Origin of the sequence: Clostridium sp. 19966, from assembly GCF_032335695.1 — a bacterium.
Lineage (GTDB): Bacteria > Bacillota > Clostridia > Clostridiales > Clostridiaceae > JACTOJ01.
On sequence record NZ_JACTOJ010000008.1, the window covers coordinates 34043 to 60586 of the forward strand.

Here is a 26544-nt window from a genome sequence, read left to right on the forward strand (position 1 = left end):
ATAAAAAGCAATTAATAGAATTTATTCTTCTACTAACTGCTTACTTTTTAATTCCGAAAATTTTATTTGCTGTCCTTCTCTTTCAATAATAACATCATCACCATTTATTCCATCCTTATAATTAATCCATCTTTCCACAATAACCTGTGCATATTTAGGATCAAGTTCTGAGCCATAACAAATTCTATCAGTATTGTCTGCTGCAATTAATGTAGTCCCACTTCCAAGAAATGTATCTACAACAATATCACCGTATTTACTAGAATTCTTTATAATATATTCAATAAGAGAAACTGGCTTCATTGTAGGATGAATGTCATTTCTTGCAGGCTTGTCAAAATTCCAAACTGTACTCTGCTTTCTGTCTCCATTCCAATAATGTGAGCCTGTAGGTTTCCATCCAAACAAAGCAGGTTCATGTTGCCATTGGTACGGCTGTCTTCCCATTACAAAAGTGTTTTTCACCCAAATACAGCATTGAGAATGTTTAAAACCTGAATCAACAAATGCTTGTCTAAAAATTAAGCCTTTTGCATCTGCATGGAATATATACATACTTGCACCATCATCTGATATTTCATAAACTCTTTTAAATGCTTCAAGTAAAAAATTATAGAATTCTTCATCATTTAAATTGTCATTTTCAATAGTTAAAGCATCTTCAGTTTTACCAACATATGAAATTCCATAAGGAGGATCTACAACAGTAAGCTTTGCCTTTTTGCCATTCATTAACTTCTCAATATCATCAGTTTTAGTTGCATCACCGCAAATAATCCTATGCTTGCCTAGTATAATAATATCTCCTGCTTTAATTACAGGTTCTTCTGGTGGCTCAGGGATTTCTTCTTCCTTTTGCTGTTCATCTTTACCTATGTATTCATCCCATAATTTTTCAGCTTCACTCATATCAAAACCTGTAAGTTCCACATTATAATCTTCGACCTTTAAATCATCCAGTAATTTTGCCAATGCTTCTGAGTCCCAATCACCTGATATTTTATTTAAAGCAACATTTAATGCTTTCTCCTTAGTTTTATCAATATCAATTACAACACATTCCACTTCATCATAACCAAGTTCTTTTAAAACTTTTGCTCTTTGATGACCTCCAACAATAGTCATATCACTGTTTACAATAATAGGTTCACAATAACCAAATTCATTAATACTGTTCTTTATTTTTTCAAATTCTGCATCTCCAGCTTTTAAATCCTTACGTGGATTATATTCAGCATGTTTAAGTTGGTCTATTTTTAACTTTTTAAATTCCAATATAACCTCTCCTCTCAAAATAGTAGGAGCATCCATTACAGACACTCCTACTTTATTGCTTTCAATGGTGGATAATATTTTTCAATACTTTGCTCACCATTTTGATTCGTTTTTAATGTAACCATACTACTTCCAAGCCCCATATCATAGATTAAGTAATCATCAACTTTTTTCTTAGCTTCTTTATTTCTATCTAATTCAAATATAAATGCTTCTGTGCAAAGGTAAAAATATGGCATACCATTTTTGTTACTTTTCCAACCATCTTCCTCTCTAGCATCTTCTATTCCCCACCATAGCAAACTATAGTAATAAGGGAAATAACCATCTTTAGTATAATCAAAATCATCTTTAAGATTTTTAAGTGCTGTAACTCTATTTATTCCAATAAGTGAACAGAAATTGTCAAAGGATATATTGTCTATATACTTACAGCATTCTATAAGCTTATTGTTTAAAGAAATAAATAATCCTTTAATATGCTCTATACTTTCATCACACATATCAATCTGTTCCTGAAGATACATTAAATCCTCATATTCTTCTTTTGTTATTTGGTCTTCATTTAGTATCTCATCTCCTGATAGCTCTAAATTTTTTCTTATAGAAATAAGATTTTTATTATGTATTTCTGTCCACTCATATTTTAGCTTTTTCCATGATTTAAGTTCATCATTAAGAAAACAATAGGCTCTTTTAATCCACGCTATATTATTCTGTGCTTCTACTTCAGAATTTATTTTGTTATAAATAGCATAATAAGCTGTCATATAATCTGGATTTAATTTTTTAAGAATCTCTCTTTCTGATTTAGTTAAATTTTTATACGAAAATATAATTTTAGCAAAAAGGTTATTCTTTATGTTATTTTTAGTTTTTTCTGAAATTATTAACTTTATATTGTTATACATTACGTGACTCCTCCTTAATTTTAGGCATAAAAAAACTGCCTACTCATATTTGAATAGACAGTTGTAATTTATTACTAATATTTTTGCTTTTTTCACTCAATGTCAGCTTCGCTGACGTTGAGGAGTATGATAATAAAATTATTTTCTATTAAATAAAATATCACAAGAAAAGACTCCCCTATAAGAGAAGTCTTTTCACCAAACATAACATACCTTTAAAGATATGGCTAGGTGCGCTAAGGCACATCAATATTATCTATATATAGGATACCACATTATATATATATTATTCAAGTGTTTTTTTATTTTTTTCGTACTCATTTATTTTCTCTAAAAGTTTTTCATTTTCATTTTTTAAATCGAAGTTCTCTTTTAATAGCCGCTTCATTTTTTTATCTATATTTTGGAAATAAAGTTCAATTAATTTTTCATTTATTTCTTTAAATTTAGTTGCAGAAAGTCTTCCTTTTATATCCCCTTCAATTCTCCATTTATCTATAATCCTAATTTTATCTAGTTGAATACCTGTTGGTTCTTGAAATCCATCCGATCGTTCTCCTTTAATAATATATTCATTTTTAACTTTATATCTACCAGTTGAACAAGGTATACCTAATATCCAATTAAATCCATTAGCAAATACAATAAACGGATGTTTATATGATGCTTCAAATCCATAATTAGAAGCCCCAAGGTTTACAAAAACTATATCTCTCTGATTATATCTAAAAGGTTTTGTACTCTTGTCAAAAGATTTTTTTCTTGACTTTTCCCATTTACCAACATCTATAAAAATTGAAGCAACCTCATAAGAGTTTAACGTTTCTAAATACTCCATATATTTCTTTATAAACGGGTACATATTCGATCTAATCATTATATTGGTTTTACAATCAACAGTTTTTTGATTAACATCATCTGCAATTATATTTAAATCATCATATTTTACTTCCATCTAATCCCCCCCACGTAAAAATGTCACACATTTCAACATATTATATCATAAAATTGGGAATAATAATATATTTTACGGGAGGATATTCTATCTTTAATATAATATATGCAACAAATTTAATAAATGTTACTTACTTGTGGGACTTACCACCATCCTTTGCAGTTTGTTCAGCCTTGAGGGCTTCTCAAATTGCAAAGCCTACGCCCGTCCCCCAAACCCCCTGACGTATAATACTTTATTATTTTTTATTCTAATATTATTCAGCACTATTTTACAATAATATACTTAATATCCTTAGAACCCCTACTATTATGTATAAATATATATACTGATTATGGGGGAGTCTAAAACCATATAAATTAAATATACCAATAATTAACTTGATTACTACCTTTACCTTCTCTTTTAACTTTTATATTACGATTTTTCTTAATATCTTTTACTACTTGATTTGAACTTACTTTTTCCCAATACTTATTACTCATTTCAAATTTAGCTTTTATATCCTTAATGCTTATTTTACTGCCTGTCCATTCGCTTTTGACCCATTTCACAAATGCTTGTATTTTATTATCATTGCCATCAGCATTTTGCCTTCCAAGAATTTTTTCTTCATTGAATTCCTCTGGTACACTATAAATACTATTCATTTTGCACTTTTTAAATCTTTGGACTATGAGGTCTAATATTTTACCATCAGGCTTAAATATATAAATATCAACCGCATTATCAGCAGAAAAATCTCTTACACATGTTCTAAATACTTCTTGCTCAAATTCAACAGCCATTTTACGCCACATATAAATATTGGCTTCATCATATTTTCTAAAATATCCATTCTCATTCTCAAGCACCTCTGCAGTTCTTGCAGCTTTATCTTCTTGTGGCTCAAACAACTTTTCATACTTAGCATTTCTACTTAAACATTGTGCTAAATATTCATCTGAAGGAGCCTTATTCCAACCTATTTGAACCATATTTTTAGCATCTTTAAATTCATTGCTTCCCTTTGTATCTCCAAAATGAGGAATAACTTGTTTTTCTTCATCTTTATCAATAAATATAAGACTGTCTTTATTTTTTAAATGCTTTGAAATAACTTTTACATTAGCCTTATAACTTACAACATAGGTTTTTTCATTGAATTTATTATTTATCCACTCAGCAACAGCTTTATTTTTCCAATAATGCTTTTTTAAATCTAAAGCACTTCTGCTCATATTCATCATTTTATCTCTAAAAATATGAAATTTGACATTCTCATAGTTTTTATAATCAGCAATATTTAAAAATTGAAATCTCTCATCATCATAATCTGGATCTAATTCTGCTGTAGCATCAAATATATATGTTTTAAACCCAGTATAATTGAAATTCTTAATCCCCAATGTTTTAAAATAAGGTATATCTGCGTTGCACCATAATGCCCCCTGCGTAAACATTTTTTCAATTGCATTCAAAAGGTCAATGTTTTTATAACCAATAAGATTTTCCCATTTTTCATTGAATTCCTCAGTAAATACTTTTTCTTTAGTTCCGCAGTAAATACAATTTCTATAATCAGTCATTGTATTTCTCAGACTTAAGACTTCATTTTCATTATCTATCAATTCCTTTAATAAAAATTCCTTATCACTCTTTATTTCTGTGTCATCTGATTTTATTTCTTCAACAGTTTTCTTTAATGAAGAAAATAAATTTGTATCAATTTTATAGCTGTCAATTATTGATGGTTTTTCATCTATAATAACAATGTCTCTTTCTTGATTATTTCCTTCTTTATCAATCCAAGTTCTGTATTCATCAATTTTTTCCTGATACTGTTTAAATCTAGCATTAGTTATAAGTAAAATTGGACTATACACTTGTCTTCTTTTCTGATAGCTCATTTTACAGTTATTATAATAAGGACATTCCATAGGACTACACATACCATACTCATATTTTTCAGCAGCTTCATTTTTGCATATTTCATCTCTGAAAGAATTTTTATTCCATGCTTCAAGTATATATGTATATTTTGTTTTATACTTACCCTCATGATAATATTTCATGTCATTATAAATATCTTTTTCAAGCTGCCTCAAAACATCTATTTTATCAGTAACAATTATGACTCCTTGCTTAGAAAACTTGCTTAATGCATCCATTTTAATATGTTTGCAAAGTGTGCTCAGAAAAGAGTAAATGTAGCTTGATTTTCCAAAGCCAGCTTTTGCAGGTATTATTGTTATTTTATCAGGATTTTTAACTTCTCCCATTATACTTACTGTTGCATCATAACTAAAATTTATTTGTCCTTCAGTAATTGGATTATGTCTGGCATCAAATAGTCCTCTGAATTTATCTTTTACATCCTTAGCAAAGCCTTCTATATCATTATTCATGTGAACTATTTCATCAGGTTTTAATACTGAAACTTCAATTTTAGTTGTCCATTGAGTATATTCTCCAGCGTCAATATATGTTGTACCATCAGCAGAAGTTTTCTTTTTGTATTCACGTTTATATTCAAAATCTTCAATTATAACTTTTTTGTTTTGCTCCCCATCCATTATGATCCTCCAGTCTTAAATCAATTCTTTAAATTGATTATATTTAACCATAGTCTCACGCAGTTTTGGAGAATCCTTAAAGATAAAAATTTTTCTATTTAAATCTTTCAAGTCAGCCTTCTCATCTACTTTATGGAATCTGTTAAACATAAGCCAACCAGCCATTCTTTCCTGCGTAATTACAATTGTTTCATTATTCATATTGTTCATGACCTCCTGTATCTTAGTGTGTAACAATACATTATAAGCTTGCATTGTCCACCCTAAGCCAGCTTCGCTGGCTGTCTATCCCTTTACGTCTGCAATTACTTTTATTATAGTTTGAGAATCCTTTGCTGTAATAATTTCTTTTACTATAATATCATGACCAATATATTTTCTTAAATCTATTCCTGAAGATAAAGTTTCTTTTTCCTTAATACTCATATTTCCGTCAATACCAATCCAATTATTTTCAGTAACAAATAATTTATAAGGCTTTCCAAGCATCTCCTTTGAAACTTCTTCTGCTTTTCCTTTTTCAACTCCCATAATAGTAATCTTAAGGTCACAAATATCTGAAAGCTCCTCTCCTTCTTTTCTTAAATAATCTTTGGAAATACTCATATCCTTTTCCTCATCAAACTTTAATGGATACTCCCCATCAAAAACCTTGGTTTTATAATATTCTCCAAGCCATTCAAAAACGTCTTCTTCTCCTTTATTAGCTTTAACCACATATATTTTTTCTTTATCTTCATGCATTTTAATATTTTGAAGAATTCCTTCAGGAGCAACAATCCAGCAAAATGAGTAATTATCATTTTGATTATTATATTTTGAATTTATATAAGTCATACGTACAGCAGCTGTCGCAAGAAGTGATGGACAGTTACAAACAGCCTCTGCCGCTTTCTTTGTTTTCTCATACAAGACCTTGTATTTCTGGTCTACAATTTCACGTTCCCTTTTATATCTATCATCATTGGAGTAAGGATTAATATGCGATTTTAATATAGCTAGTGTTCTATTTTCCTTTATAAAATCTGAATAAACCTTATCTAAGCCTTCAATAATATTCTGCACAACTTCGCCATCAAGCTCTGGATTCATTAAATAATTGTATATATTTTCAAAATGTTGTCCTCTTATTTTGGCATTCGTTTTTTCTCTCATAACCGTATTTACATACTCTTTAAATTTCTGCATTCTTGCCGAAAAAAAATCTAGTGCTGACATTGTCGAGTAATCTTTATTAAATTCATTTCCATCCTTGAAATACATAAACTGCGGTTTCTTTCTATACTTTAATTTAATAACCTTTGGAATAACAACCTGGTCAAATAATCCACTTTTACTAGCATCAATCATCTTACCTTGAAGGTCTTTCATAATTGCAATAGGCAGAGCATATTTGGGCAAGTTCTCTTCATTATTAGCCACATTTTCAATTGCAGTATTTATGTCAGTAATAACTCCTGTTCTATCTTCTGAATCTAAAATAAACTGAACGACACTTTCTTTATTCCATTCTTTACTTGGAGCTGTAGCCTTATCCTCATCATTTACCTGAACTAATGATGGAACAACAAAATCTTCAATAGTTACAACATCTTTATCTGGAAATCTATTATTAAAATGTACTTGCAATTTTTCATTTATAACTTCTAATAAATTCTTTCCATAATTATCACTATCTTCTTTGCTTACTATGAAATTATAGTGTTGCATAAATTCTATATGTGTTTCTTTAAAATTAATATCTGTAGATAAAACTAGAACTTCATCGCCATCTTTATCATTTCCTGAAAGCCTATCTGGTTCAGTTCCAAGTGGCATCTGAATTATATTGTCCATATGTTTGATAAACTCTGAATCTTCACCAGTATAATCAACAAAATCAGCCTTTGTTATTTCCGAATAACTCATTATAGGATTCCTTGCCAGCAAATTTCTTCCCATGATTTGTCCGCCACAATAAAATTGTCTTTTACCAAGGAAGCCTGAATACTTCCACAGCTCTCTATTATCAGCACCTGCATATCTTAAAAAAGCAAGAATATCTTGTGTAACATAAAGATATTTTCCTTTTACATAAAATCTGCCCATACACATATCATCAATTTTTTTATTAATAACATCTTTAATAGTCTGAATAACCTTTCTATCAAAGACCATTTTTTTATTTAAACGAAGAGCATGAATAGCATCAGCACATTGTCTTGCAAGGTTACTTTCAGCATTTTCTTTTTGGATTAAATTTAAAAAGGCTTCAATATATTTTATATCTTCCCACTCAATTTCATCTTTTCTATAAATACTTAAAACCTTATGAATCATATTGCCTTGGATATTTCCTAATGCAAGCATGTCCAGTTTTCTTACATCTAAAGCAAGCCATAGCTGATACGTAGCACGTCTAAATTCCTCTTCTACTGGCTTTGCAAAATTAGAAATACCAATGACATCATAACCATATTTAATTAGTAAATCTTTATATTCATCAATGCTTTTAAACATCCATTCTTTCTTTTCAGAGCCATCATCCTTAACACCTATTACATTTAACTTAGCCTTAAAAGTTGACTCTGTTGTAAGAATGTCAATCTCACTAACCTTATGTTCCTGTCCCCACATATCCATAATGTACTCAATATTATGCATTTTGAAATATGAATGAAAATCTACCACTGGAAAAAATCCTTTAACTGCTGGAATCCTTAACTGATATCCTGTAATGGCATAATTAACTTCAAGAAACTTCTTAAATTTATCACCAAGCTCCTTTGAAATAATACCCATACCATCAAATACAACTTCCTTACATTCATGATTTTCTTCAGTTACAAGCTGTAATCCTGTAGACCATTCTATAATAGGTATTTCTGTTGTTTCTTCTTCAGCAAATTCTTCTGTCTGTTCCTCAATATATAGAGCAAAATACTTTCCACTCTTATCAACATAAATCCTAGCTTTAGGAGTTCCTAATTCTTCAACTTTAACTTTTCTGCCTTCATTCTTCCACTGATTTACAGTTTTGTATGTTGATTTTTGACGATTTTCTTTTGTTACTTTTTCTAATTTACACTCATTAGAATTAATGCTTTCTTTTACTTCCTTTATGACCTTATTATAATTATCCTGCTCATCAATCCACTGCTGTAATTCTTCAAACTTCTTTTCTTCTTCTGGCGTACGAGTATACGGTTTTATCATATTTACAGTTTCATAAACAGGAACTTCACAATCAGGAATAATGCAAATGCCCAGCTTTTTCATATCTGTAGGAACTAAATAAACATCCGTTGTAGTTAACGCATTTCTAGTAAGATTCTTTGAAATTGTACATTTGAAAGGTTCTTTCCCTAGAGAAATGTATTCTTTAAGTTTTTCATAGTAGTCTTCATAAACAAATATCTGCCTGCATTCTTTATTTTGTGAACCTGAAAGCACATTATCTAAAAATACGAAATGTCCCAATGGTTTAGTATTAATATAGAAACCTTCATTTAAAAGCCTTTGAAGTTTTTCATTGGTTTCTTTTTTTCTGCTTCTGCCTGTTTCCACAGTAATTATTGGAGCAAAATTTTTCTTTACCCTCATCTCATTACCATTATCATCAGCTTTATATTCAATAGCGTCATCATAATTACGCTCTCTTATTTTCTCATTTAAAATATATAGCATTAATGTTTCACTGGTATTTATAGCTTCTTCTTCTGAAAAGTTAACCATAAGCTTTCCATCATTTTCATAAATATCATCAAGTTTATACTGCCATATGTGATATTGTCGTTTTGAAATCATATACTTGTACCCCCATCCTGTTGTATATCTATATAAAAATTGTTTTTTCTAAAATTTCGCAATAATTAAATTATACTCCTTGATGCTTTCTATTTAAATATTTTTAGACAAAATAAAACACCAAATACTGCTGTATCTGACGCTAAAACTTACTATATATATTTGCATCTTATTAAAATTATTATATATTATGTTATAATATGGTTGTTGATGTTTTTTACTACAGTAAGGGTACATTCTAATAATAAGGAGGTTTTTTTAAATGGCTTTATACAAAAAATCAGACATGGTCTATGATGACTATTCATGGACAGCCTATGAAAATGATGATCCTAAAGTTTCTGGTGAGCCAGATAGTACATTATTTAATAGACATGAAGGATATGAAGTATTATATATGATTAATAAAATAGCTTCTTCAACATCTAATGGCAAAAAAATCGAAAAATTAATTCATGATGAATTGCCATCAAATATTAGAAAACAATCATCTGTAAAAGATTGGATTGAAGATAACTTATAGCAATTAGTAGAAAAACGCACCTTTACTCTAAAAAAATATTAATCTTTATAAATGCAAAAACACTAGATGCCTCTTGAAAGTACCTAGTGTTTTTACATTTATAAATCCATCTCATCAAGTATTTCTTTAAGCTTTTTCAATTCTTCTGCTGTTAAAGTAATACCTTTACCCATTTTCTTATGTTCAGAATCCCAATCTCTTAAATCATATTTAGGCTCTTTATCATTCCAAGAAATTAGATTCAATTCTTTCTTCCAGCCTTTTGGTGATTCTGAAAGAGTTCCTGTAGTTTCTTTAATTTCAAATTTAATGTCTGGCATTTCACTATGCCTCCTTTTTTTTAAAATAGTTCTCTACTTTATTAATCTCTTCATCACTCAATTCATATATTTTGTATACCAAATTATCAATTTTACTATCTAATTTCATTTTATCCACTTTTTCATTTTCTTCTTGATTCATAGATAGTGCTTGTTCAACAAGTTCAATCATAAAATTCATAGTTTTCTCATTGGATAAGACTATTGGTATGTTTCTAACATCATTAACAAGAATTTTAGGGAATATACCTTTGTTCGCTTTTGAAGATGTATTGTTATGATAAAATGAAATTAATTTTGAATTTATTAATCCTAAAACATATTTAGAATTTATGCTATTAAAATTTATTATATTAATTATTGACGGTGTATTATAATATTCTTCACAAGTATAGCTCGCCAAAATTCTTGGGTTAGTTATTTCTCGAATTAGTATTCTTGGTTCTGTAAAAAACTCTTTTTTTCGTGGTGCTGCCAACCATTCTCCGTAGCTTATCCAAGTCTTTCCATTCCATCTTATACTATATCTGTTCAAATCCTTACCTTGAAGTTCCATTCTATAAGTATCATCTTTTTTAAAGTTTGAATGCCATATTCTATTTTTTATGGTTTCCTTACTATGCCCTCTATATTTATCATAAGGTATAAGACCTTGTGATATTTCTGTAAATTGGCTCAATGGTGTACTTAACTTCTTTATTTTATTAATTATACTTATAGTTTCTTCATCATGATAAAATATATTTAGCCAATTATCTATATTATCATTCAAGTAATCCTTTGATACAATTTTAATTTTATCAATTATGTACACCGAATTATCTATCTTAGCGTTTATAAATTTGCAGTTAAAATTTGAATTATGTTCTTTTAGCAATGTCAAAATACAATTTCTAACAGTTGCAGATTCAAATACATCTATAGTTGATAAATTATCAACATTAATAAAGCTCCAATTATTTATAATTTGTTTTCTAATTTTCTCTGCAAATACATTAGCCAATATGGTATTAGGTATTATATAACTGATTATACCTTTACTTCTTAAAAGTTCTTCAGTTTTACATACAAAATAATCAGCTGATTCATAATCAGGTACAGATGGATACTTTTTTTGTAGGAAATTTTTATTCTTCTTATCGAATTTCGCACCATATGGAGGATTGCCAATTACTACATCAAATCCTCCATTATCTTTAAATACTTTAGCAAATTCTAATTCCCAAATAAAATAAGGTTTCATCTTTAATTTTTTCATTTCTTCATATTTTTTAAGTCCCTCTCTATTACCATCCTTAGTTAATTTGTACTCAATTAAATCATCTCTTATTTTATCAATCTTTACTTTTATTTGTTTCTTTTTAGTTTCATCATCTTCACCAAACAACATGTCTTGATATTCGAACATTTCTTTAAGCATATCATCAGAATGATCAATTAACAAGCTCATTTGCATGGTGCTAGCAATTTGACTATATGTTTCTGATTCTTCTTTTAAATTATTATTCTTATATTTATGAAGCAAACTTTCATCAAACAATTTTATTCCTTCATATTCATCTACAAGACTGTTACCAACCATTATATTACAATCTAAATTCGGTAGTGGGTGTGGTTCTACATTTTCTTCATCAATCTCCTGTTCTACAACTACTGAAAGCCATAATCTAAGTTTTGCAATATCAACTGCACTTGGTTCTATATCAACAGCAAAAATACAATTTTTAATAGTATCCCATTTCATTTTATATTGAGAACGCCACTTTCTTATAAATAATTCTCCGTATTTTCTATCCAACTTATTAGTTTTATCCAACCTAACTAAATATTCTGTAATATTATTTCTAGCTCTTACAATTTCATTAAGCATTCCAAGTGGAAATGCTCCTGAACCAACTGCTGGATCAGCTACCCTTATATTTTTTAGTGCTTCATCAATTTGGACTATTTTATCAAAAACAGTCTGTTTTATTGTAAATTCTTTTCCATATCCAACATTACTTCTATTGTCTGCATCTCTAATCAATTCTCCATAAAGAATAAATTCTCTTATATCCGCATAAGGTACATTAACTTTATTTACAAGGTAGTTTGTTAGACTCTCTTGGCACATATAATGAACTATTTCTCTTGGGGTATAAAAAGCTCCTTTAGACTTTCTGTCTTTTCCATCAAGCAAATTTTCAAATATCTTTCCTAACATTTCTGGATCTACAGCTACTTCTTTTTCAAGTGGCTCATCTTCATTCATTGTAAAATTATATCTATCAAATATATCTAATATACCATCTGCTTCTCTACCTTTTTCATCAATATTTGAAAAAATACTATTGGGAATTTCAAATTTAGCTTGCTTCCAATGATAACCCTCTAACGGTTCAAATAATCCTCCATTAAGGAATGGAATTTTACAATTAAAGTTTTTATAGTATTGATTCTTTCTCCTTTTATTTAGAGCCTCGTAAAAAAATGGTTCTAAATAATCATCAAAAAAATTTTTATTTTTATAGCTATTACAAAAGTCATAAATTCCTCTTATAAATTTTTTATCTCCGCTTCCCCAAGGCATATTAAATTCAGAGTTTATAAAACAATCAGATAACAAATTTGCTTCTTCAGCTTCTATAGAATAAAACGCTTTAATTGCCAACTTTACTTTGCCATCTTTTCCATTAATAAATAACTTTTTTAATATTTCTTTATGCTTATCATCTACCGCATTATATATTTCCATAAACTGTGCTTTTTCTATGCTATGATTTTGTGGCATTATCCTAACACCAAGCCACCCTTTTTTCTGAAGAAAATATAAAAAGGCAAGTTGTCCCATAAGCTTTTTAGCAAATTGCTCTGAAAATTTATTAACTTCAAAGCCTAATACTAATGATTCGTTGATAAATGCTTCATCTTTCTCAAGATATTCTTTCAGATCATAATATTTATTTTTGTATTGTTCAAAGAAGTCTTTAGTAACCTTTTCAACACTAAATGCAGCTTCTATTTCATCAAGCTTAGGATTATCCTTGTCATTCTCAAATATAGGATACAATTGTTTCTGTGCTGTATGGCTTGTCTCATTCTCACCTACAAGATAAGAATATCTCTTGGCAGGTGTTAAGTCCAATTCAAGTCCTTTTTCCTTAAATGTATAATCAAGTCTTACAAAAGAAAGCCTCCAGTTAACGTCCTCTTCTGAATAAAATGCTACTATAGCTGCTTCACAACCTTGCATATCAAGTATTTTTGAAATGAAGTTTCTTTGAATACTTCTGGCTCTCTCTACTCCCTTTTCGCTTTTTAATTCAACTGCAAGAATAATTATTTTATTTCCTTCTGAATCATTAAATTTAGCAATATCATTATATGATAAAATATTATTCTCGTATTCTTTCCATATTCCAATATGTCGCTTTGCTGAAAGCATTTCTGGTTCATTAAAAAACTCTCGTGTAAATCTTTTAAATTTATCTATATCAAATTTACTTTCAAATGTTTCCTTTAGTAGCTGAAGTTTTGCTGAAATCATACCTACTCCTCACCCCTTTGTAAATACTCTGAAAGAATAACTTTTATATTCCCTTCAATGTTTTTCTTTTGTTTATTTTCTCTTTTCTCAAAGTAATTTTCTGGCACAAGATTCTCTATTTCGTAATAAATCTTTATTGGGTCATTCATATTCTTTGTTACTTTTACAACTTCTTTGCTTATACTTGCAGGTATATTTCCATCTTCCCAAAGTTCTTGCAATTGTTTTATTTTCTTTTCCTGTTCATCAGTAAATGCTTTACATATTTTAAATATACCCTTTAATATTTTTATAATTTTTGCATCATTACCTGTCTTAGTGGCATTTGTAGTATTTACAAATATTTCTTCATCAAATATATCTTCAAATTTTTCTTTATTAAGCTTTAAATGTTCAAAGTATTCTTTTTGAACTTTTAACTTTTTTTCTTCCTGAGTACATTTCAGATATTTCATAGCTTCAATAAATGTTAATTCTCTTATTTTTTGACCATCAGTTGCATAAAACTTTTTTAAACTACCCTTTCTAAGAAATGATAATGTTACACTACTTTTTATACCTTGAATTCTTCTGCTACTCTTAGATTTTTTAGGTAATTTCTTTACTTTTTCAAAAAGCTTTTCGTCAGTATCTCTTATTTTTCTTATGAGACTTAAATATTCAAGTTCAGATTCTCCATAAACATCACTCTCATCAAAAATGTCATTACTATTTAATTTTTGATATAATTTGTGAGATGAAACCTCCTCATCTTCTGACAAGTATTTAAAATCTTCTCCTAATGTGTCATGAAAAGCTTGTATTTTTAAAATAATATTTTCTTCCATTGATAGCTCTGCATTCGCCTGAGCTGCTGGGAAAAAGTTAAATACATAAATCCTGTCATGTTCCGTTCCTACACGATTTATACGTCCTACTCTCTGCATTATCTTCGTTGGATTCCAAGGCAAATCATAATTCACAATTATATTTGCACGATGAAGATTAATTCCTTCTGCAAGTACATCGGTTGTAATCAAATATTGGATATCATCCTTTTTCTTACCTTGATAATTAGGATTAAAATTTGCTTCAATTTCATCTCTTTCATGTCTTGAACCTTGTCCACTAAATGCGAGCACCTTTTCGGGGTATTTTTCTTCTAAATACAATCCTATATACTCAGCAGTTTCTTTAGATTCAGTGAAAATAATAATTTTTTTATTCTTAAGCGTTTTATTGTTTTCAAGTTCAAATAAGAATTGTTCTTTCTTTGGATCATCAATTATTTCTTCCCACTGATCATGAAGTAGTTTTAAAAATAGCAAATCCTGCTTTAATGCTGAAATAAAGTCTTCACGAAATTCATTTATTTTATAGTGCTGAACTCTATTCTCATCAACAAACTCCATCAGTTTTTCGTCATCACCATTATCTAAAAGATCATAAACATCTATCTTTTTACTTATATAAACATCACCTTTTGAACACATATCTATAAATTGCTCATAAGATTTTATAAATCTATTTAAAGTTTTCTTAAATGCTTCAAAGCTACTTTCCAGCCTTTTAATAAGAATAGATTTCATAAATCCGCCCATATTTTTTTGTGATACCATTTGAGATGCTATGTCCTTATCTATCTTTTTAAGATATGTAAGTGGTTGATATCTTGAATAATTCATACTTTTAATAACTGAAATTGTATAATTAAATACCTTTTCAATCTCGTCTTTGTATATGTAAACTATTTTTTCAGGTGTACTAAGTTGTGGAAATCTAAGTCCTTGTCTTTCAAGGTCATCCTTGTAAAATTCTATTATTTCCTTACGTGTTCTTCTTATCATTACATTTCTAAGCACTTGGTCTCTTATTATTTCTGAATTTGCTTTTAATGCATCGGAGTATTCTTTTGTACCTCTCTCTAATTTTTTAAGTTGGCTATCTAATTTATTAAAAAATGCTTCAATATTTTTATCATTTGGTATTATGGTACTGTTGTTTTTAGGCTGGAATAAATATATTTGATTTGCTATATCTGTTGAAAAATTATTCTGAGGTGTTGCTGTAATTAATACTACTTTTTTGTTGTAACAAATCTCATGAAGTTTTTGAAAACTCTCTGTCTTTCCATTTCTAAATCTATGTGCTTCATCTATAAAAACATATTTTGTATTTTTCATAATATCATTATCATTAATAATATCATCAAGTTTTCCAAGAGATTCAACCTCAGCTGATACCTCAAATTGATGTAAGGTTTTTTCCCAGTAATCTTTAAGTACAGGTGGACATATTACAAGTTTCCTTCCCTTTAATCTTTGCATAAGCATTGCACAAATATAAGTTTTTCCAAGTCCAACTACATCCGAAATAAACACTCCATCATAAGAATCTAATGTCTTTTTTGCCTGTATTACAGCATCAGTTTGATATTGAAGTTTCATGAAATTTTCAGGAAGCATTTCAACCCATACATCGTTTTTATCTTCATTGATTTCTTCCTTAAAATATTCGTAAAGAGTTTTTAGAAATAATTCATATGGTTTTATATCATCTCTAATCCATGTATCCTTGTTAATTGTTTCTATATATTCTTCAGTTATATCAATGCTTCTACTCCATAATTCTTCAAACTTTTCTAAAGCAAAATCTACGTCCCTGCTATCTTTAAGTTCAACATTAAATTCCAGATTATTTACAAGCCCTGCCTGTGAAAAATTACTTGAACCTGTTATAACTGATCCATAGCTATCAGGACACTTGTCCATATCTTTTCTCATGATATAAACTTTTGCATGAATAGGACTTTCAGGATATATTCTCATTTGAAGTTTTCCAGATTGTAACCATTTAATAAAAATTTTAATTCCTTGCTCAACCTTAAAACTATCTTCTGAATTTTCCATTTCATCCTGTATATTATCCTTAAATTCACCCTTTACTTCTTTATGAGACATTTCAAAAGATAATTGTTCTTCTTTTGACTTTTGAATTATTTGAACGGTTTTTCCATCTACATTTAAACCAACCAATATTCTTATATTCTCTATGTCTTTCATAGCAGGATACATTAAATAAAAGCCACTAGTTCTGAAATAACCTACAAGTACATCAAAAAATTTTGTATTTGATTTTAATATTTTTGAAAATCTATCATATAAATTTCTATCTGGTTCATTTGTAAAAAATGTCAAGTCATTATGATGTTCCAATAATTTCCCCACCTCTCATAAGCAATATGTCTACATAGTTCAACTCCAATTTTATTACTTTTTTTACTATTAATCAACCTATTATAAGCATTGTGCTTATACAATTCATTCTTAAAAATTATTGAAATTGCTAAACTTATATAAAAGGATGGATTTGGTTATGGGATTAGATTATAAAAAGATTGGAACTAGGATAAAAGAAGAAAGATTAAAATTAAATATCTCTCAAGAAAAGCTTGCAGAAATGATTGATATGTCAAAAGAACATGTGAGTCACATAGAATGTGGAACAACAAAATTAAGCCTTCCAACTCTTGTAAAAATATGCAATACACTTGGGATTACACCTGATTTAATACTTTTAGATTCTATATATAAATCTAAAGAATACTTAAAAGATGAATTAGCTAATTTAACCAAGAATTGTAGTGAATTAGATTTTAAACTTATCGTTGAAACATCCAAAGCCATAATTAGTGTAAATAAAAAATAAATGTAGACATAATAAAAGCATCTGACTCAACAGATGCTCTATAGTATTAAAAAAATATAACTTTATTCTAAAGTTTTTATCCTTTCTAATAAATCTTTTACGAAATTAATATATGCTTGCTTTGTGTTTTCATAAACCTTTCTATTCCCCCTTATTGTAGCTGAATCTTCTATTTCTAAATTGTCTAAACTTGGTATCTTCCATATTGGATTTTTATATTTTTGTGCCATTCCTGGTAATGTATTATGCGAATGCATTACATTTTTTAGACCTATTGGAGTATTTATCATATCATCCGTCAAATGTTTTCTAACATCATTGCTTATATAATTTTTTATAGTATCTGGTATTTGTTTTGCGTAATTATAATGTGATTGTGCTAATTCCCAAGGATTGTTATTATTCCCATTATATTTTTTTGCATTATAAATTGTAAATCCAAGGAATTTTACAAATTCTTTAGGAAACTGTTTTCTTTTTTGACTTGAAATTAAATTGTATATGGCATCAAAATCTTTTTTCCAACTTGCTAATGAACTACCTATATTCTTTATTCCATACATTGAAAACATATCTGGCAACGCTGGAATTAAAAAACCATCAACTGTAGAAATAATAACTTTATTTAATACTCCTAAACTAGGTGATGTATCCACTACCACAAAATCAAAATCATAAATTCTAGCATAATCACAAGCCAAGCTTCTAATCTTAGTTATAGTCCTTATTGCTAACGGGTCTCCTACATATGCTTCTGTCCACCTAGATGATATTTTATTTTCATACATATGTAATGTTAATCTGCCAGGAATTATATTTAATTTATCTGTAATTACAAATGGTGGCGGTAAAATTTCCAAATCTCCTGTTCCTTCTTCTGTTGGCTTTAATAAATAATGAATAGTTCTTGGTTCTCTATTCATTTCTAAGAATTCATTTTCTGAAAGTTCTTTCTTAGCAGCATCAAATCCTGTTTCAATAAATTCATCTTCTTTTTTCCATATATCATGTAGTTGTTCTATATCAATTCCATGTATGGTTAAATTACATTGAGGATCAAGGTCTATCATCAGAACTTTATATCCAATTTCAGTAAGTGCATATGCCATATGATATGACAATGTTGTTTTTCCAACGCCTCCTTTGTTATTGAATACAGAAATTATTTTCATTAACATCTCCCCCATCCCAATTTTAGAAAATACTTTTTCAGGTTTATTCTTGTTATGACATCTTATAGTTAAAAAGCAAGAAATTATAGTATTGTTCCTTTTTCATCAGAGTAAGCACTCTCAAACAATATCTTGTACATTAATTTTCACTTTCTAATTTAAGATAAAATACTTTTTCTTAGAATTGCTTCTTGCACGCCTATACTTACTCCATTTAGAGTTACTTTATCTGCCGTTGCTTCACTATTATACCAATACTTTATGTAATCATAATACTCATCTACTTCATATTGATCAATTCCCATATTTCCAGGATAAGCTATAGAATTTTCAAGTTTAATTCTTTGCTCATTAGTAATTTCAGATTTGTTATACATTTTTTTTATAATATCCATACAGTAATCATAACTATGAATATTATCTTTATGCCTTAACATTGTAATTACCGATTCATATTTGTCTTGTAAAATTGGGCTGATTATTTCCTTTATCTCATTACCTTTGATAGCTTTAACTTGAACTCCAGCTCTTATTGAAGTGCCAACAACAGTTGCCTCCTCATATGCTCCTACTTTATCATTAAATCTTAAAAAAATAACATCAAATTTTCTACTTGTTGGTTCATAAAACAATGGATATTTTTCCCTCGTTTCTTTATGACCTAGTCCTATAGGAAAATATTGATTCAATATTTCTAATTGCAATCGCTCTCTTCTTGTTGTCCATTTAAAAAGCTTAAAGAAAAAATTACTATCAACTTTAGCCTTTCTAACAACATATGCTTCATATATAAACCCAGCAATAACACTAAGTTCTTGCTGAATAATCACTTGAAGTCTCCCATTATTCATAGTGAAATGTCCTGTTTTAATCCCATCTTCAATTAAACTTGGCAGCCATTTTTCTCTCAGAATTTTAGCTTTTTCATCATCAGATAAATCTGGATGTTTGTAATCCATATACTTTATAACATCATCCAATCCAGCTTCTACTATTCTTTTTATTATTGTATTAACTTGTTTAGGTTTATCTATAATAGTAACTATCGTATTCACCTTCTAACATAAGCAATTATACCTAACTTATGTTTATTATTCTACTATTCTTTTTATCTTTCTTCAATCTACAAAAAATTTTATCATTCTATGATAAAAGCTAATACTCAAAATAAATCTTCTAAGTTTTTTATAGCAAATACACAAATATTACCAAGCAATGAATTTTAGGTATAACAAAAGCACTCAACCCTTTTAAGAATTGAATGCCCTTTATTATATACTTAAACCTTTATTAAATTCTATTCTAAACTTCCGTTACCACTTCAGCCTTAACCTTGCCCTTAATTTCCTTATCGTAGTACTCCTTATTATATAGTAGTACGCACGTCTCCACGTGTGTGGAGTTCGCTATAGGAACACACTTCTTTGTCATTTTTATCTGTATCTAATTCTATCACATCTTTACCTTTTAGTGAATGGCTCATACCAGAATTAAATATAAAAGTTATCATGTATGGATCTACGTTGCCTTCTTCATCAGTTCCACCTAATATAATTTTATTAACTGCACTTTCAAAAACTACTCTATCAAATTCTTTAATTGGTTTATTACTATCAAATACTTTTCTAAAACTGTTTATTCTTTTTTTAATATCAATGTTATTTTCATTAGAAGCATCTAAATCAACTTTTTCAACTTTAAGCTTTTCTAATGCTGTAGAAAGCTCTGTGAATTTAATTTCGTAAGTAGCTTTATCAATTAATTCATCAATTCTCATATCCACTAGCTTTTTTAACTTATTTTCATAAGAAGTAACTTCTCTTGCAACTCTTTTTAATTCTTTAGCTGTATTAGTGTTATTAAGAGTATTTTCTACAGTTTCCATAAACTCTGTAACTATATCTTTATTTTGTAGACAAAACATATTAAAGGCTTCAAGAAATGCATTTTCAATAATCTTTTCATCTATCCCCTTACTGTCTGGACAATACTTTTTACCTTTCTTAGTAGATACACAACAATGCCAAATAGTTTTTTCATGAGTTGTATTACTGTGCCATCTACGTCTACTAGCTGTGCCTCCACAAAATCCACATTCTATTTTACTACTGAAAGCAAATTTTCTGCTATACTTTTCTCCTCTTCCTTTATTGTTACTATTTACACTACGTTTTTCAAGTATCTTTTGAGCTTCATTAAACATTTCTTCTGATATTATAGGTTCATGATTAGAGTTTATATAATACTTTTCTTCTTCACCCATATTATCAAGTCTTCTTTTGGATATTGGGTCAACAGTAAAAGTCTTTCCTAATAATAAATCTCCTTTGTATTTTTCATTAGTTATAATTCCTCTAACTGAACCATCATTCCAATTAGTATTTCCTTTTTTAGTTTTATAATTTAACTGTGTAAGCTCTTTTGCAATAACAAAACATCCTGCACCTTCAATATATCTTTTAAAAATATATCTAACTATCTTTGCTTCTTCTTCGTTTATTGTTATTACTTTATTTATTGTATCATAATCATATCCTAAGCAACCATTAAATCCTATAAGCTCTCCACGTTTCATCTTCATTTTTAGTCCCATTTTTACATTAGTTGAGATAGATTCACTTTCTTGTTGAGCTAATGAACTTAGAATAGTTAATAACATTTCTCCATTCATTGTTAAAGTATTGATATTTTCTTTTTCAAATAAAATTGCAACGTTATAATCCTTCAACAGCCTTACATATTTCAAAGTATCTAAAGTATTTCTAGCGAATCTTGAAATTGATTTGGTTATGATTAAATCAATCTTTCCATCTACTGCATCATTTATCATTCTTTGAAATTCTGCTCTTTTATCTGTTTGTGTACCACTTATCCCTTCATCAGCATAAATATCAACAAGACTCCACTGTGGATTAGCTTCAACCATATTTCTATAATGCTCTACTTGAGAATTGTAACTAGTTAATTGCTCTTCTGAATCAGTACTTACTCTACAGTAAGCTGCAACTCTTAATCTATCTATCACTTTTGCATTACGTCTATCAATTCTACCTTGACTTGCTTTTATTACTTTAACATCTGCCATCAAAATCGCTCCTTACAAAGTGTATTCCTATAACTTATTAGTTTTAATTATATATCTGAACACATATTGAATCAAGCATTAATAATCATAATATTATATTTTTTCATCAACTCTATTTTAATAGTGTTATATTCTTTATCTGTAATAAGTTTAAGCCCAAGCAATTGATTTAACATAGCTAACTGAATACTATATTTCATATTGTTATCCATTAAAACCATCTCCCCTGCTATAAAAATTTTTAATACCAAACCAAAAGATTAAAAACAGACCTTTAATCCTTTGGTCTGTTATCAATAAATGGGCTAAAGGCAAGGCATTAACCTCACCTATAGCTCCTTATTTAATAAGCATTGTATTTGTCACACCTCCCCAATGCTGGGAATACTTTAAGCTACTTGTGATTAGCAAGTATCATAGGACTTTAACCTCTCCCACAATGTGGAAGCCACTCTCCATGGGATACCTAAGACTAAGTGGAAGTATCATTATTTTCCTGTGCAGATCATGGCAATCAGATTTATCAAATCTGTTTTGAGCAAAATTTATCGCTATCCTTAATAAACAAATTTCTTTATTAAATAAAATTTTGAAATTTTATTTATAAGTGTCTTGGCGTTTTCCTCTTGTTGCTTCCAGCTTTAACTGCTGCACAGTAACGTACCTAAAGTATTGAATATTCAACTATCAAAGAACTTGTAAAAGCATTTATAAAAAAACGCCCTCACTGTATAGCCTTGGGAGAAGATTAAATGTGACAAATTTAAAAAAGTTTTTATAAATTTTTTTAAAGCATTGATTTTAACTTTGCCAAAGCCCTTATATGCTTTTGTCTAACAGCATCATTTTTAAGTTGAAGCTTTACTGCTATTTCATTTAAGGAAAACCCATATCTGTATCTAAGCTCTATAACCTTAAAATCTGATTCATTTAATTTCTTTAAAGCTTTATATAGGTTTGAATCACTAATAAAATCAGTAAAATCCAATAGCTCATTAACTTCTTTTTCAATTCCTAACGCATCTTTTGCATATTCAAATTCAATTGGTACATCATACTTTTGCAAGTATTCAAGAGAAAGATTATGTCTGTAATACCTCCTCTCATTGTTTTCTTCTCTTTTGTCCTCCTCTTGGAGAACTTCCATAAATTCCTCATAATTTTGTTGTTTTTCTTCTTTTGACATTTTTAATTGCTCCTTTCTGCCTGAACGCAAAAAGGAGCCGCACGAAAATCGTGCGACTCCTTCTGGGTCAGTTTTATATTTCATTTAGGAATTTTGGGTATAAAAAAAAAGCCCTTCAATGCAATATAATTCTGCATTTCAGGACTTTCTTAAACTCCGCAATATCCTATTGTATATATCTTAACAGTATCAAAGTATAGTGTCAGTACCAAAGCTGTATCTGTTTAGTCTCAATCTTGTATCATATCTATAGTTTTTAAAGCTTGGACCATATTAGGAAATAAATATCCCCATAATATAGTTCCTAATAAATTAATAGCCTTTTTCTTTTCTCTGTAATATGTGGCTCTTGAGCAACAAAGATATTCTATTACTTCATTCTCTGAATGCCTACAAGGTGTAATATAAATTTTATATATTAATGTATAATACCGTTCCCCATTATCAGGGTAAGACTTTAGCATTGATAACGTTTTATCAATTATTTCTATTATACTTTTACTATCTTCTATAGATTGAAGTCTGCTTTCTAACCTAGCTTGTGAAATATAAGGATCTACCTCTACCAAACTGTATAATAATTCATCTAATCTTCTACCTGATGTTTCATAATATTCATCATCAATTTCTTGAATAGAATTATTAATTCGCCACAGTACCTTACTATAAAGTTGTAACAATAATTTCGTATTGTGATATATATTGGGGCTAACTTTCCTTTCCATTATTATTTCATTATTTACTATGTTATTTTTACCATATTTAATTGTCGCTAAAGCCATAACACTGATGCTCCTTTCTTAATTTATGTTGACAGTAAAATTGTTCTAATATAAAATTATATTATGAACTTTCGTTCTAATTTAAAGTATAAATTAGAACTGAAATACTGTCAATAAAATTCAGAACATTCGTTCTTGCTTTAGTAAGAAGTTACTCATAAATTGGAGGAAAAAAAATGAATTTTGGTAATAAAATAAAACATCTTCGTAAAGAAGCTGGTTTATCTCAAGAAGATTTAGCAGCTAAACTTGGTGTTTCTCAAAAATCTATTTGTAATTATGAAAATAACACTAGATTTCCAAAAGGACAAAAAGTAATTAAGGGATTAGCCGATATATTTAATGTAACGGTTGATTACTTAATCTCTGACACCGATGATACTACATCTAAAGAAAATATTTTTATCTCTTCTGCAAAAGATGAATTCGGCTATAAATGTAAGAATGAAGCTGAAATGTTAATAGAAAGAACTGCTGCTGTACTAGCAGGCGGTGAATTGTCTGAAGAAGATAAAGATGCTTTTTTCCAATCAATAACACAATTATATTTTGAAGCAAAAAATAAAGCTAGAAAAAAATATGGTAAAAAGAACTCAAACTCTGAAACTGAAATATCTAATACTCCATAAAGGAGAGATATGTGCTTATGAGGAAGGTAATAATAAATGAAGTTAATAGGTTAATTAAAACATACCACACCAGGAATCCATTTGAAATTGCTGAAATGATGAATATTGAAATTGTATATCATAATTTAGGTAATTTAAAAGGGTACTACTTCTATCAATCAAGATTTAGATTTATAGTTATAAATGAAAATATCTCTGAAGAAATGCAAACTGTAATATGTGCTCATGAATTAGGACATGATAGATTTCACCAACATTTGGCTAAAAATGACCCTATAAAAGAATTTACTCTTTTTGATGTTACTTCAAAGCCAGAACGTGAAGCCAATCTCTTTACGGCAGAACTTTTAATACCTGATGAAAGTATAATGTGTTTAGTTCATGGGGAATGTACCTATAGTTACATTGCTGCACAACTAAATGTACCTATTGAAATTGTTGATTTTAAAAGCCAAATATTAAAATATAAAGGATATGAAATTAATTCTTTAAATATTAGTAAAGGCAACTTCCTTAAACATTAAATTAACCGTCATTTTTTATTATTGATGACGGTTGAACTCAATAACTTTAACAAAATACCATTAGAAATAGTTCCCATAAATACAAATAACCTACTAGTTATCTTCCCTAATATAAACAAAATCATTTGATAGACTTACATAAAAATCAATTAAATCCATATAATAAACCTACCTAATTTCTTTAAATTTTATTTTATTATTAACCATTTTTTATTTGAACTTTATTAAGAAAAGATTATACACAATATTATTAGGTACAAGCCGAGATATACACGTTATCTAGGCGACCCCCTTGTTCAACCTTTGAATTGTAGAAAAATAGCATTATAAATTTAAAGAGTATTATTGATGAATATGTACATAAAAATGAGGGATAATATATTGGTATGTCCCTTATTTTTTATTTTAGGAGGATTTAAACTTATGATATTATCAAACAGAAAAGTTAAAGTTGCTGCCTTATCAATTGTATCAAATACAACTTTAATTATTCTAAAAGTAGTTGCAGGATTACTTAGTGGTTCTGTCAGTATTGTTTCAGAAGCAATTCACTCTGGTATGGATTTAGTGGCATCCATTATTGCTTTTTTTTCTGTCCGTGTTTCCTCAAAACCAGCAGATGAAGAACACCCTTACGGTCATGGAAAAATTGAGAACATTTCTGGTTTAGCGGAAGGATTATTAATATTTGTTGCAGCCTTCTTAATAATAAAAGAATCCGCTTTTAAAATAATACACCCCGCAAAAATAGAAGAAACAGTTATAGCTATTATAGTAATGGTTATATCTGCTGTAGTAAATACAATTGTTTCAAGAATCCTTTATAAGGTAGCAAAGGAAGAAGACTCTCTTGCATTGGAGGCCGATGCACTTCATTTAAAAACTGATGTATATACTTCTTTAGGGGTTGCCATAGGATTGCTTCTTATAAAATTCACTGGAATCAGTATTCTTGATCCTATTGCTGCTATTATCGTTGCATGCCTTATTGTAATAGAAGCATGGCACTTATCGAAAAGTGCTTTTACTCCTCTTATAGATGCAAAGCTATCAGCTGAAGAAGAGAACAAAATAAAAGAAGTTATGGAAACATACAAAAAAAGAAATAGTAGATTTTCATGGATTGAAGACACGAAAGTCAGGTCCTATACGCTATGTTGATTTTCACATAACTGTAAATTCAGAACTTACTGCAAAAGCTACCCATCAACTAATAAAGAAGATAGAAAAAAGCCTAGAAGCGGAATTTAAAAATATCAATATAACCATACACATAGATCATGATTAAGTATATATTGACAATGTTAATTGACTGATATTTACTCTTAGTGAGAAAGTAATAAAGCGGCAAATAACTATCCATGTGATTAGTTATTTACCGCTTATATTTTACATACAACTTTCGTTTTAGAAGTTACGATTGCTCTTCCTTAATAATAATTGATGCAATTAAGGCTATTGGTAAAGCAAGAAAGCTAAAAAAATACCAAGTAGCAAAGTTTCTGCCTTTTTCGTAAGCTTTTACAGCAGGATAGGTTGCAAAAAGACCTAAGAGCATTAATCCACAAGTTAAAAATAAACCAATGGCAGTAAATATATTATTTCCTATTATCATTTTTTTACCCTCC

20 protein-coding genes and 1 pseudogene are annotated in these 26544 nt (G+C 28.8%); 5 read left to right on the plus strand and 16 right to left on the minus strand.

Annotated elements, in window-relative coordinates; translation table 11 throughout:
• Positions 1–21 precede the first annotated feature (21 nt).
• The 6 genes from IAI10_RS10035 to IAI10_RS10060 all read right to left on the minus strand — a co-directional run bounded on the left by IAI10_RS10035 (position 22) and on the right by IAI10_RS10060 (position 9482).
• Positions 22–1275, minus strand: a complete 1254-nt coding sequence (locus IAI10_RS10035) for a site-specific DNA-methyltransferase (RefSeq protein WP_315673279.1) — start codon at positions 1273–1275, stop codon at positions 22–24.
• Positions 1276–1322: 47 nt separating this feature from the next.
• Positions 1323–2186, minus strand: a complete 864-nt coding sequence (locus IAI10_RS10040) for a hypothetical protein (protein WP_315673177.1) — start codon at positions 2184–2186, stop codon at positions 1323–1325.
• Between the two features lie 286 nt (positions 2187–2472).
• Complete coding sequence (locus tag IAI10_RS10045) at positions 2473–3141, minus strand: type II toxin-antitoxin system PemK/MazF family toxin (RefSeq protein WP_315673178.1); 669 nt, start codon at positions 3139–3141, stop codon at positions 2473–2475.
• Positions 3142–3500: 359 nt separating this feature from the next.
• On the minus strand, positions 3501–5696 hold the full coding sequence (locus IAI10_RS10050; protein ID WP_315673179.1) for a hypothetical protein: 2196 nt from the start codon (positions 5694–5696) through the stop codon (positions 3501–3503).
• Positions 5697–5711: 15 nt separating this feature from the next.
• A complete protein-coding gene (locus IAI10_RS10055; protein ID WP_315673180.1) occupies positions 5712–5906 on the minus strand; it encodes a hypothetical protein in 195 nt (64 codons plus the stop codon).
• Positions 5907–5981: 75 nt separating this feature from the next.
• Entirely contained in the window at positions 5982–9482 is a 3501-nt protein-coding gene (locus tag IAI10_RS10060; RefSeq protein ID WP_315673181.1) for a hypothetical protein, read from the minus strand.
• Positions 9483–9744: 262 nt separating this feature from the next.
• Between IAI10_RS10060 and IAI10_RS10065 the strand changes: the two genes are divergently transcribed.
• On the plus strand, positions 9745–10005 hold the full coding sequence (locus IAI10_RS10065) for a hypothetical protein (protein ID WP_231016727.1): 261 nt from the start codon (positions 9745–9747) through the stop codon (positions 10003–10005).
• Positions 10006–10103: 98 nt separating this feature from the next.
• Here IAI10_RS10065 and IAI10_RS10070 read toward each other — a convergent pair whose 3' ends face one another.
• From IAI10_RS10070 to IAI10_RS10080, 3 genes are read right to left on the minus strand one after another with little or no spacing between them, the layout of a single operon-like run.
• On the minus strand, positions 10104–10325 hold the full coding sequence (locus IAI10_RS10070; protein WP_315673182.1) for a PC4/YdbC family ssDNA-binding protein: 222 nt from the start codon (positions 10323–10325) through the stop codon (positions 10104–10106).
• 4 nt (positions 10326–10329) lie between these two features.
• Positions 10330–13851 carry an Eco57I restriction-modification methylase domain-containing protein gene (locus tag IAI10_RS10075; protein ID WP_315673183.1) on the minus strand — a complete coding sequence of 1174 codons (3522 nt, stop codon included), beginning with the start codon at positions 13849–13851 and terminating at the stop codon, positions 10330–10332.
• Between the two features lie 2 nt (positions 13852–13853).
• Positions 13854–17045 carry a helicase-related protein gene (locus IAI10_RS10080; RefSeq protein WP_315673184.1) on the minus strand — a complete coding sequence of 1064 codons (3192 nt, stop codon included), beginning with the start codon at positions 17043–17045 and terminating at the stop codon, positions 13854–13856.
• Between the two features lie 160 nt (positions 17046–17205).
• Here IAI10_RS10080 and IAI10_RS10085 point away from each other — a divergent pair, with 160 nt between their 5' ends.
• Positions 17206–17538, plus strand: coding sequence for a helix-turn-helix transcriptional regulator (locus tag IAI10_RS10085; protein WP_315673185.1), 333 nt, complete (start codon positions 17206–17208; stop codon positions 17536–17538).
• A gap of 62 nt (positions 17539–17600) precedes the next feature.
• Here the strand turns inward: IAI10_RS10085 and IAI10_RS10090 are convergent, their stop codons facing one another.
• The 6 genes from IAI10_RS10090 to IAI10_RS10115 form a co-directional block, all read right to left on the minus strand.
• Entirely contained in the window at positions 17601–18710 is a 1110-nt protein-coding gene (locus tag IAI10_RS10090; protein WP_315673186.1) for an AAA family ATPase, read from the minus strand.
• A 158-nt stretch (positions 18711–18868) separates the two neighbouring features.
• The gene (locus IAI10_RS10095; protein WP_315673187.1) at positions 18869–19765 is read right to left on the minus strand and encodes a hypothetical protein; all 897 of its coding nucleotides are present in this window, start codon (positions 19763–19765) and stop codon (positions 18869–18871) included.
• A gap of 311 nt (positions 19766–20076) precedes the next feature.
• Positions 20077–21795 (minus strand): recombinase family protein, encoded by a 1719-nt coding sequence (locus IAI10_RS10100; RefSeq protein ID WP_315673188.1) that lies wholly within the window; start codon positions 21793–21795, stop codon positions 20077–20079.
• A gap of 71 nt (positions 21796–21866) precedes the next feature.
• Positions 21867–22007 (minus strand): SHOCT domain-containing protein, encoded by a 141-nt coding sequence (locus tag IAI10_RS10105; protein WP_021284199.1) that lies wholly within the window; start codon positions 22005–22007, stop codon positions 21867–21869.
• A gap of 575 nt (positions 22008–22582) precedes the next feature.
• Complete coding sequence (locus tag IAI10_RS10110; RefSeq protein WP_156736350.1) at positions 22583–22981, minus strand: sigma factor-like helix-turn-helix DNA-binding protein; 399 nt, start codon at positions 22979–22981, stop codon at positions 22583–22585.
• Positions 22982–23211: 230 nt separating this feature from the next.
• Positions 23212–23763, minus strand: coding sequence for a hypothetical protein (locus IAI10_RS10115; protein ID WP_315673189.1), 552 nt, complete (start codon positions 23761–23763; stop codon positions 23212–23214).
• 176 nt (positions 23764–23939) lie between these two features.
• On the opposite strand from IAI10_RS10115, the gene IAI10_RS10120 reads away from it, so the two are divergent.
• The 3 genes and pseudogenes from IAI10_RS10120 (at position 23940) to IAI10_RS10130 (ending at position 26204) form a co-directional block, all read left to right on the plus strand.
• Entirely contained in the window at positions 23940–24392 is a 453-nt protein-coding gene (locus IAI10_RS10120) for a helix-turn-helix domain-containing protein (protein WP_156736348.1), read from the plus strand.
• Between the two features lie 17 nt (positions 24393–24409).
• Positions 24410–24916 carry an ImmA/IrrE family metallo-endopeptidase gene (locus tag IAI10_RS10125; RefSeq protein ID WP_156736346.1) on the plus strand — a complete coding sequence of 169 codons (507 nt, stop codon included), beginning with the start codon at positions 24410–24412 and terminating at the stop codon, positions 24914–24916.
• 423 nt (positions 24917–25339) lie between these two features.
• Positions 25340–26204, plus strand: a pseudogene (locus tag IAI10_RS10130) (cation diffusion facilitator family transporter).
• Between the two features lie 126 nt (positions 26205–26330).
• On the opposite strand, the gene IAI10_RS10135 reads toward IAI10_RS10130, so the two are convergent.
• Positions 26331–26531: a hypothetical protein gene (locus IAI10_RS10135; protein ID WP_156736344.1), complete on the minus strand. Its 201-nt coding sequence runs from the start codon at positions 26529–26531 to the stop codon at positions 26331–26333.
• Between the last annotated feature and the right edge of the window lie 13 nt (positions 26532–26544).

Excerpts from the sequence above, each read along its gene's own strand:
- IAI10_RS10045 (WP_315673178.1), bottom strand. The coding sequence starts at position 3,141 with ATGGAAGTAAAATATGATGATTTAAATATAATTGCAGATGATGTTAAT.
- IAI10_RS10060 (WP_315673181.1), bottom strand. The coding sequence starts at position 9,482 with ATGATTTCAAAACGACAATATCACATATGGCAGTATAAACTTGATGAT.
- IAI10_RS10040 (WP_315673177.1), bottom strand. The coding sequence starts at position 2,186 with ATGTATAACAATATAAAGTTAATAATTTCAGAAAAAACTAAAAATAAC.
- IAI10_RS10125 (WP_156736346.1), top strand. The coding sequence starts at position 24,410 with ATGAGGAAGGTAATAATAAATGAAGTTAATAGGTTAATTAAAACATAC.
- IAI10_RS10075 (WP_315673183.1), bottom strand. The coding sequence starts at position 13,851 with ATGATTTCAGCAAAACTTCAGCTACTAAAGGAAACATTTGAAAGTAAA.
- IAI10_RS10050 (WP_315673179.1), bottom strand. The coding sequence starts at position 5,696 with ATGGATGGGGAGCAAAACAAAAAAGTTATAATTGAAGATTTTGAATAT.
- IAI10_RS10085 (WP_315673185.1), top strand. The coding sequence starts at position 17,206 with ATGGGATTAGATTATAAAAAGATTGGAACTAGGATAAAAGAAGAAAGA.
- IAI10_RS10100 (WP_315673188.1), bottom strand. The coding sequence starts at position 21,795 with ATGGCAGATGTTAAAGTAATAAAAGCAAGTCAAGGTAGAATTGATAGA.
- IAI10_RS10105 (WP_021284199.1), bottom strand. The coding sequence starts at position 22,007 with ATGGATAACAATATGAAATATAGTATTCAGTTAGCTATGTTAAATCAA.
- IAI10_RS10110 (WP_156736350.1), bottom strand. The coding sequence starts at position 22,981 with ATGTCAAAAGAAGAAAAACAACAAAATTATGAGGAATTTATGGAAGTT.
- IAI10_RS10115 (WP_315673189.1), bottom strand. The coding sequence starts at position 23,763 with ATGGCTTTAGCGACAATTAAATATGGTAAAAATAACATAGTAAATAAT.
- IAI10_RS10090 (WP_315673186.1), bottom strand. The coding sequence starts at position 18,710 with ATGAAAATAATTTCTGTATTCAATAACAAAGGAGGCGTTGGAAAAACA.
- IAI10_RS10065 (WP_231016727.1), top strand. The coding sequence starts at position 9,745 with ATGGCTTTATACAAAAAATCAGACATGGTCTATGATGACTATTCATGG.
- IAI10_RS10135 (WP_156736344.1), bottom strand. The coding sequence starts at position 26,531 with ATGATAATAGGAAATAATATATTTACTGCCATTGGTTTATTTTTAACT.
- IAI10_RS10120 (WP_156736348.1), top strand. The coding sequence starts at position 23,940 with ATGAATTTTGGTAATAAAATAAAACATCTTCGTAAAGAAGCTGGTTTA.
- IAI10_RS10070 (WP_315673182.1), bottom strand. The coding sequence starts at position 10,325 with ATGCCAGACATTAAATTTGAAATTAAAGAAACTACAGGAACTCTTTCA.
- IAI10_RS10055 (WP_315673180.1), bottom strand. The coding sequence starts at position 5,906 with ATGAACAATATGAATAATGAAACAATTGTAATTACGCAGGAAAGAATG.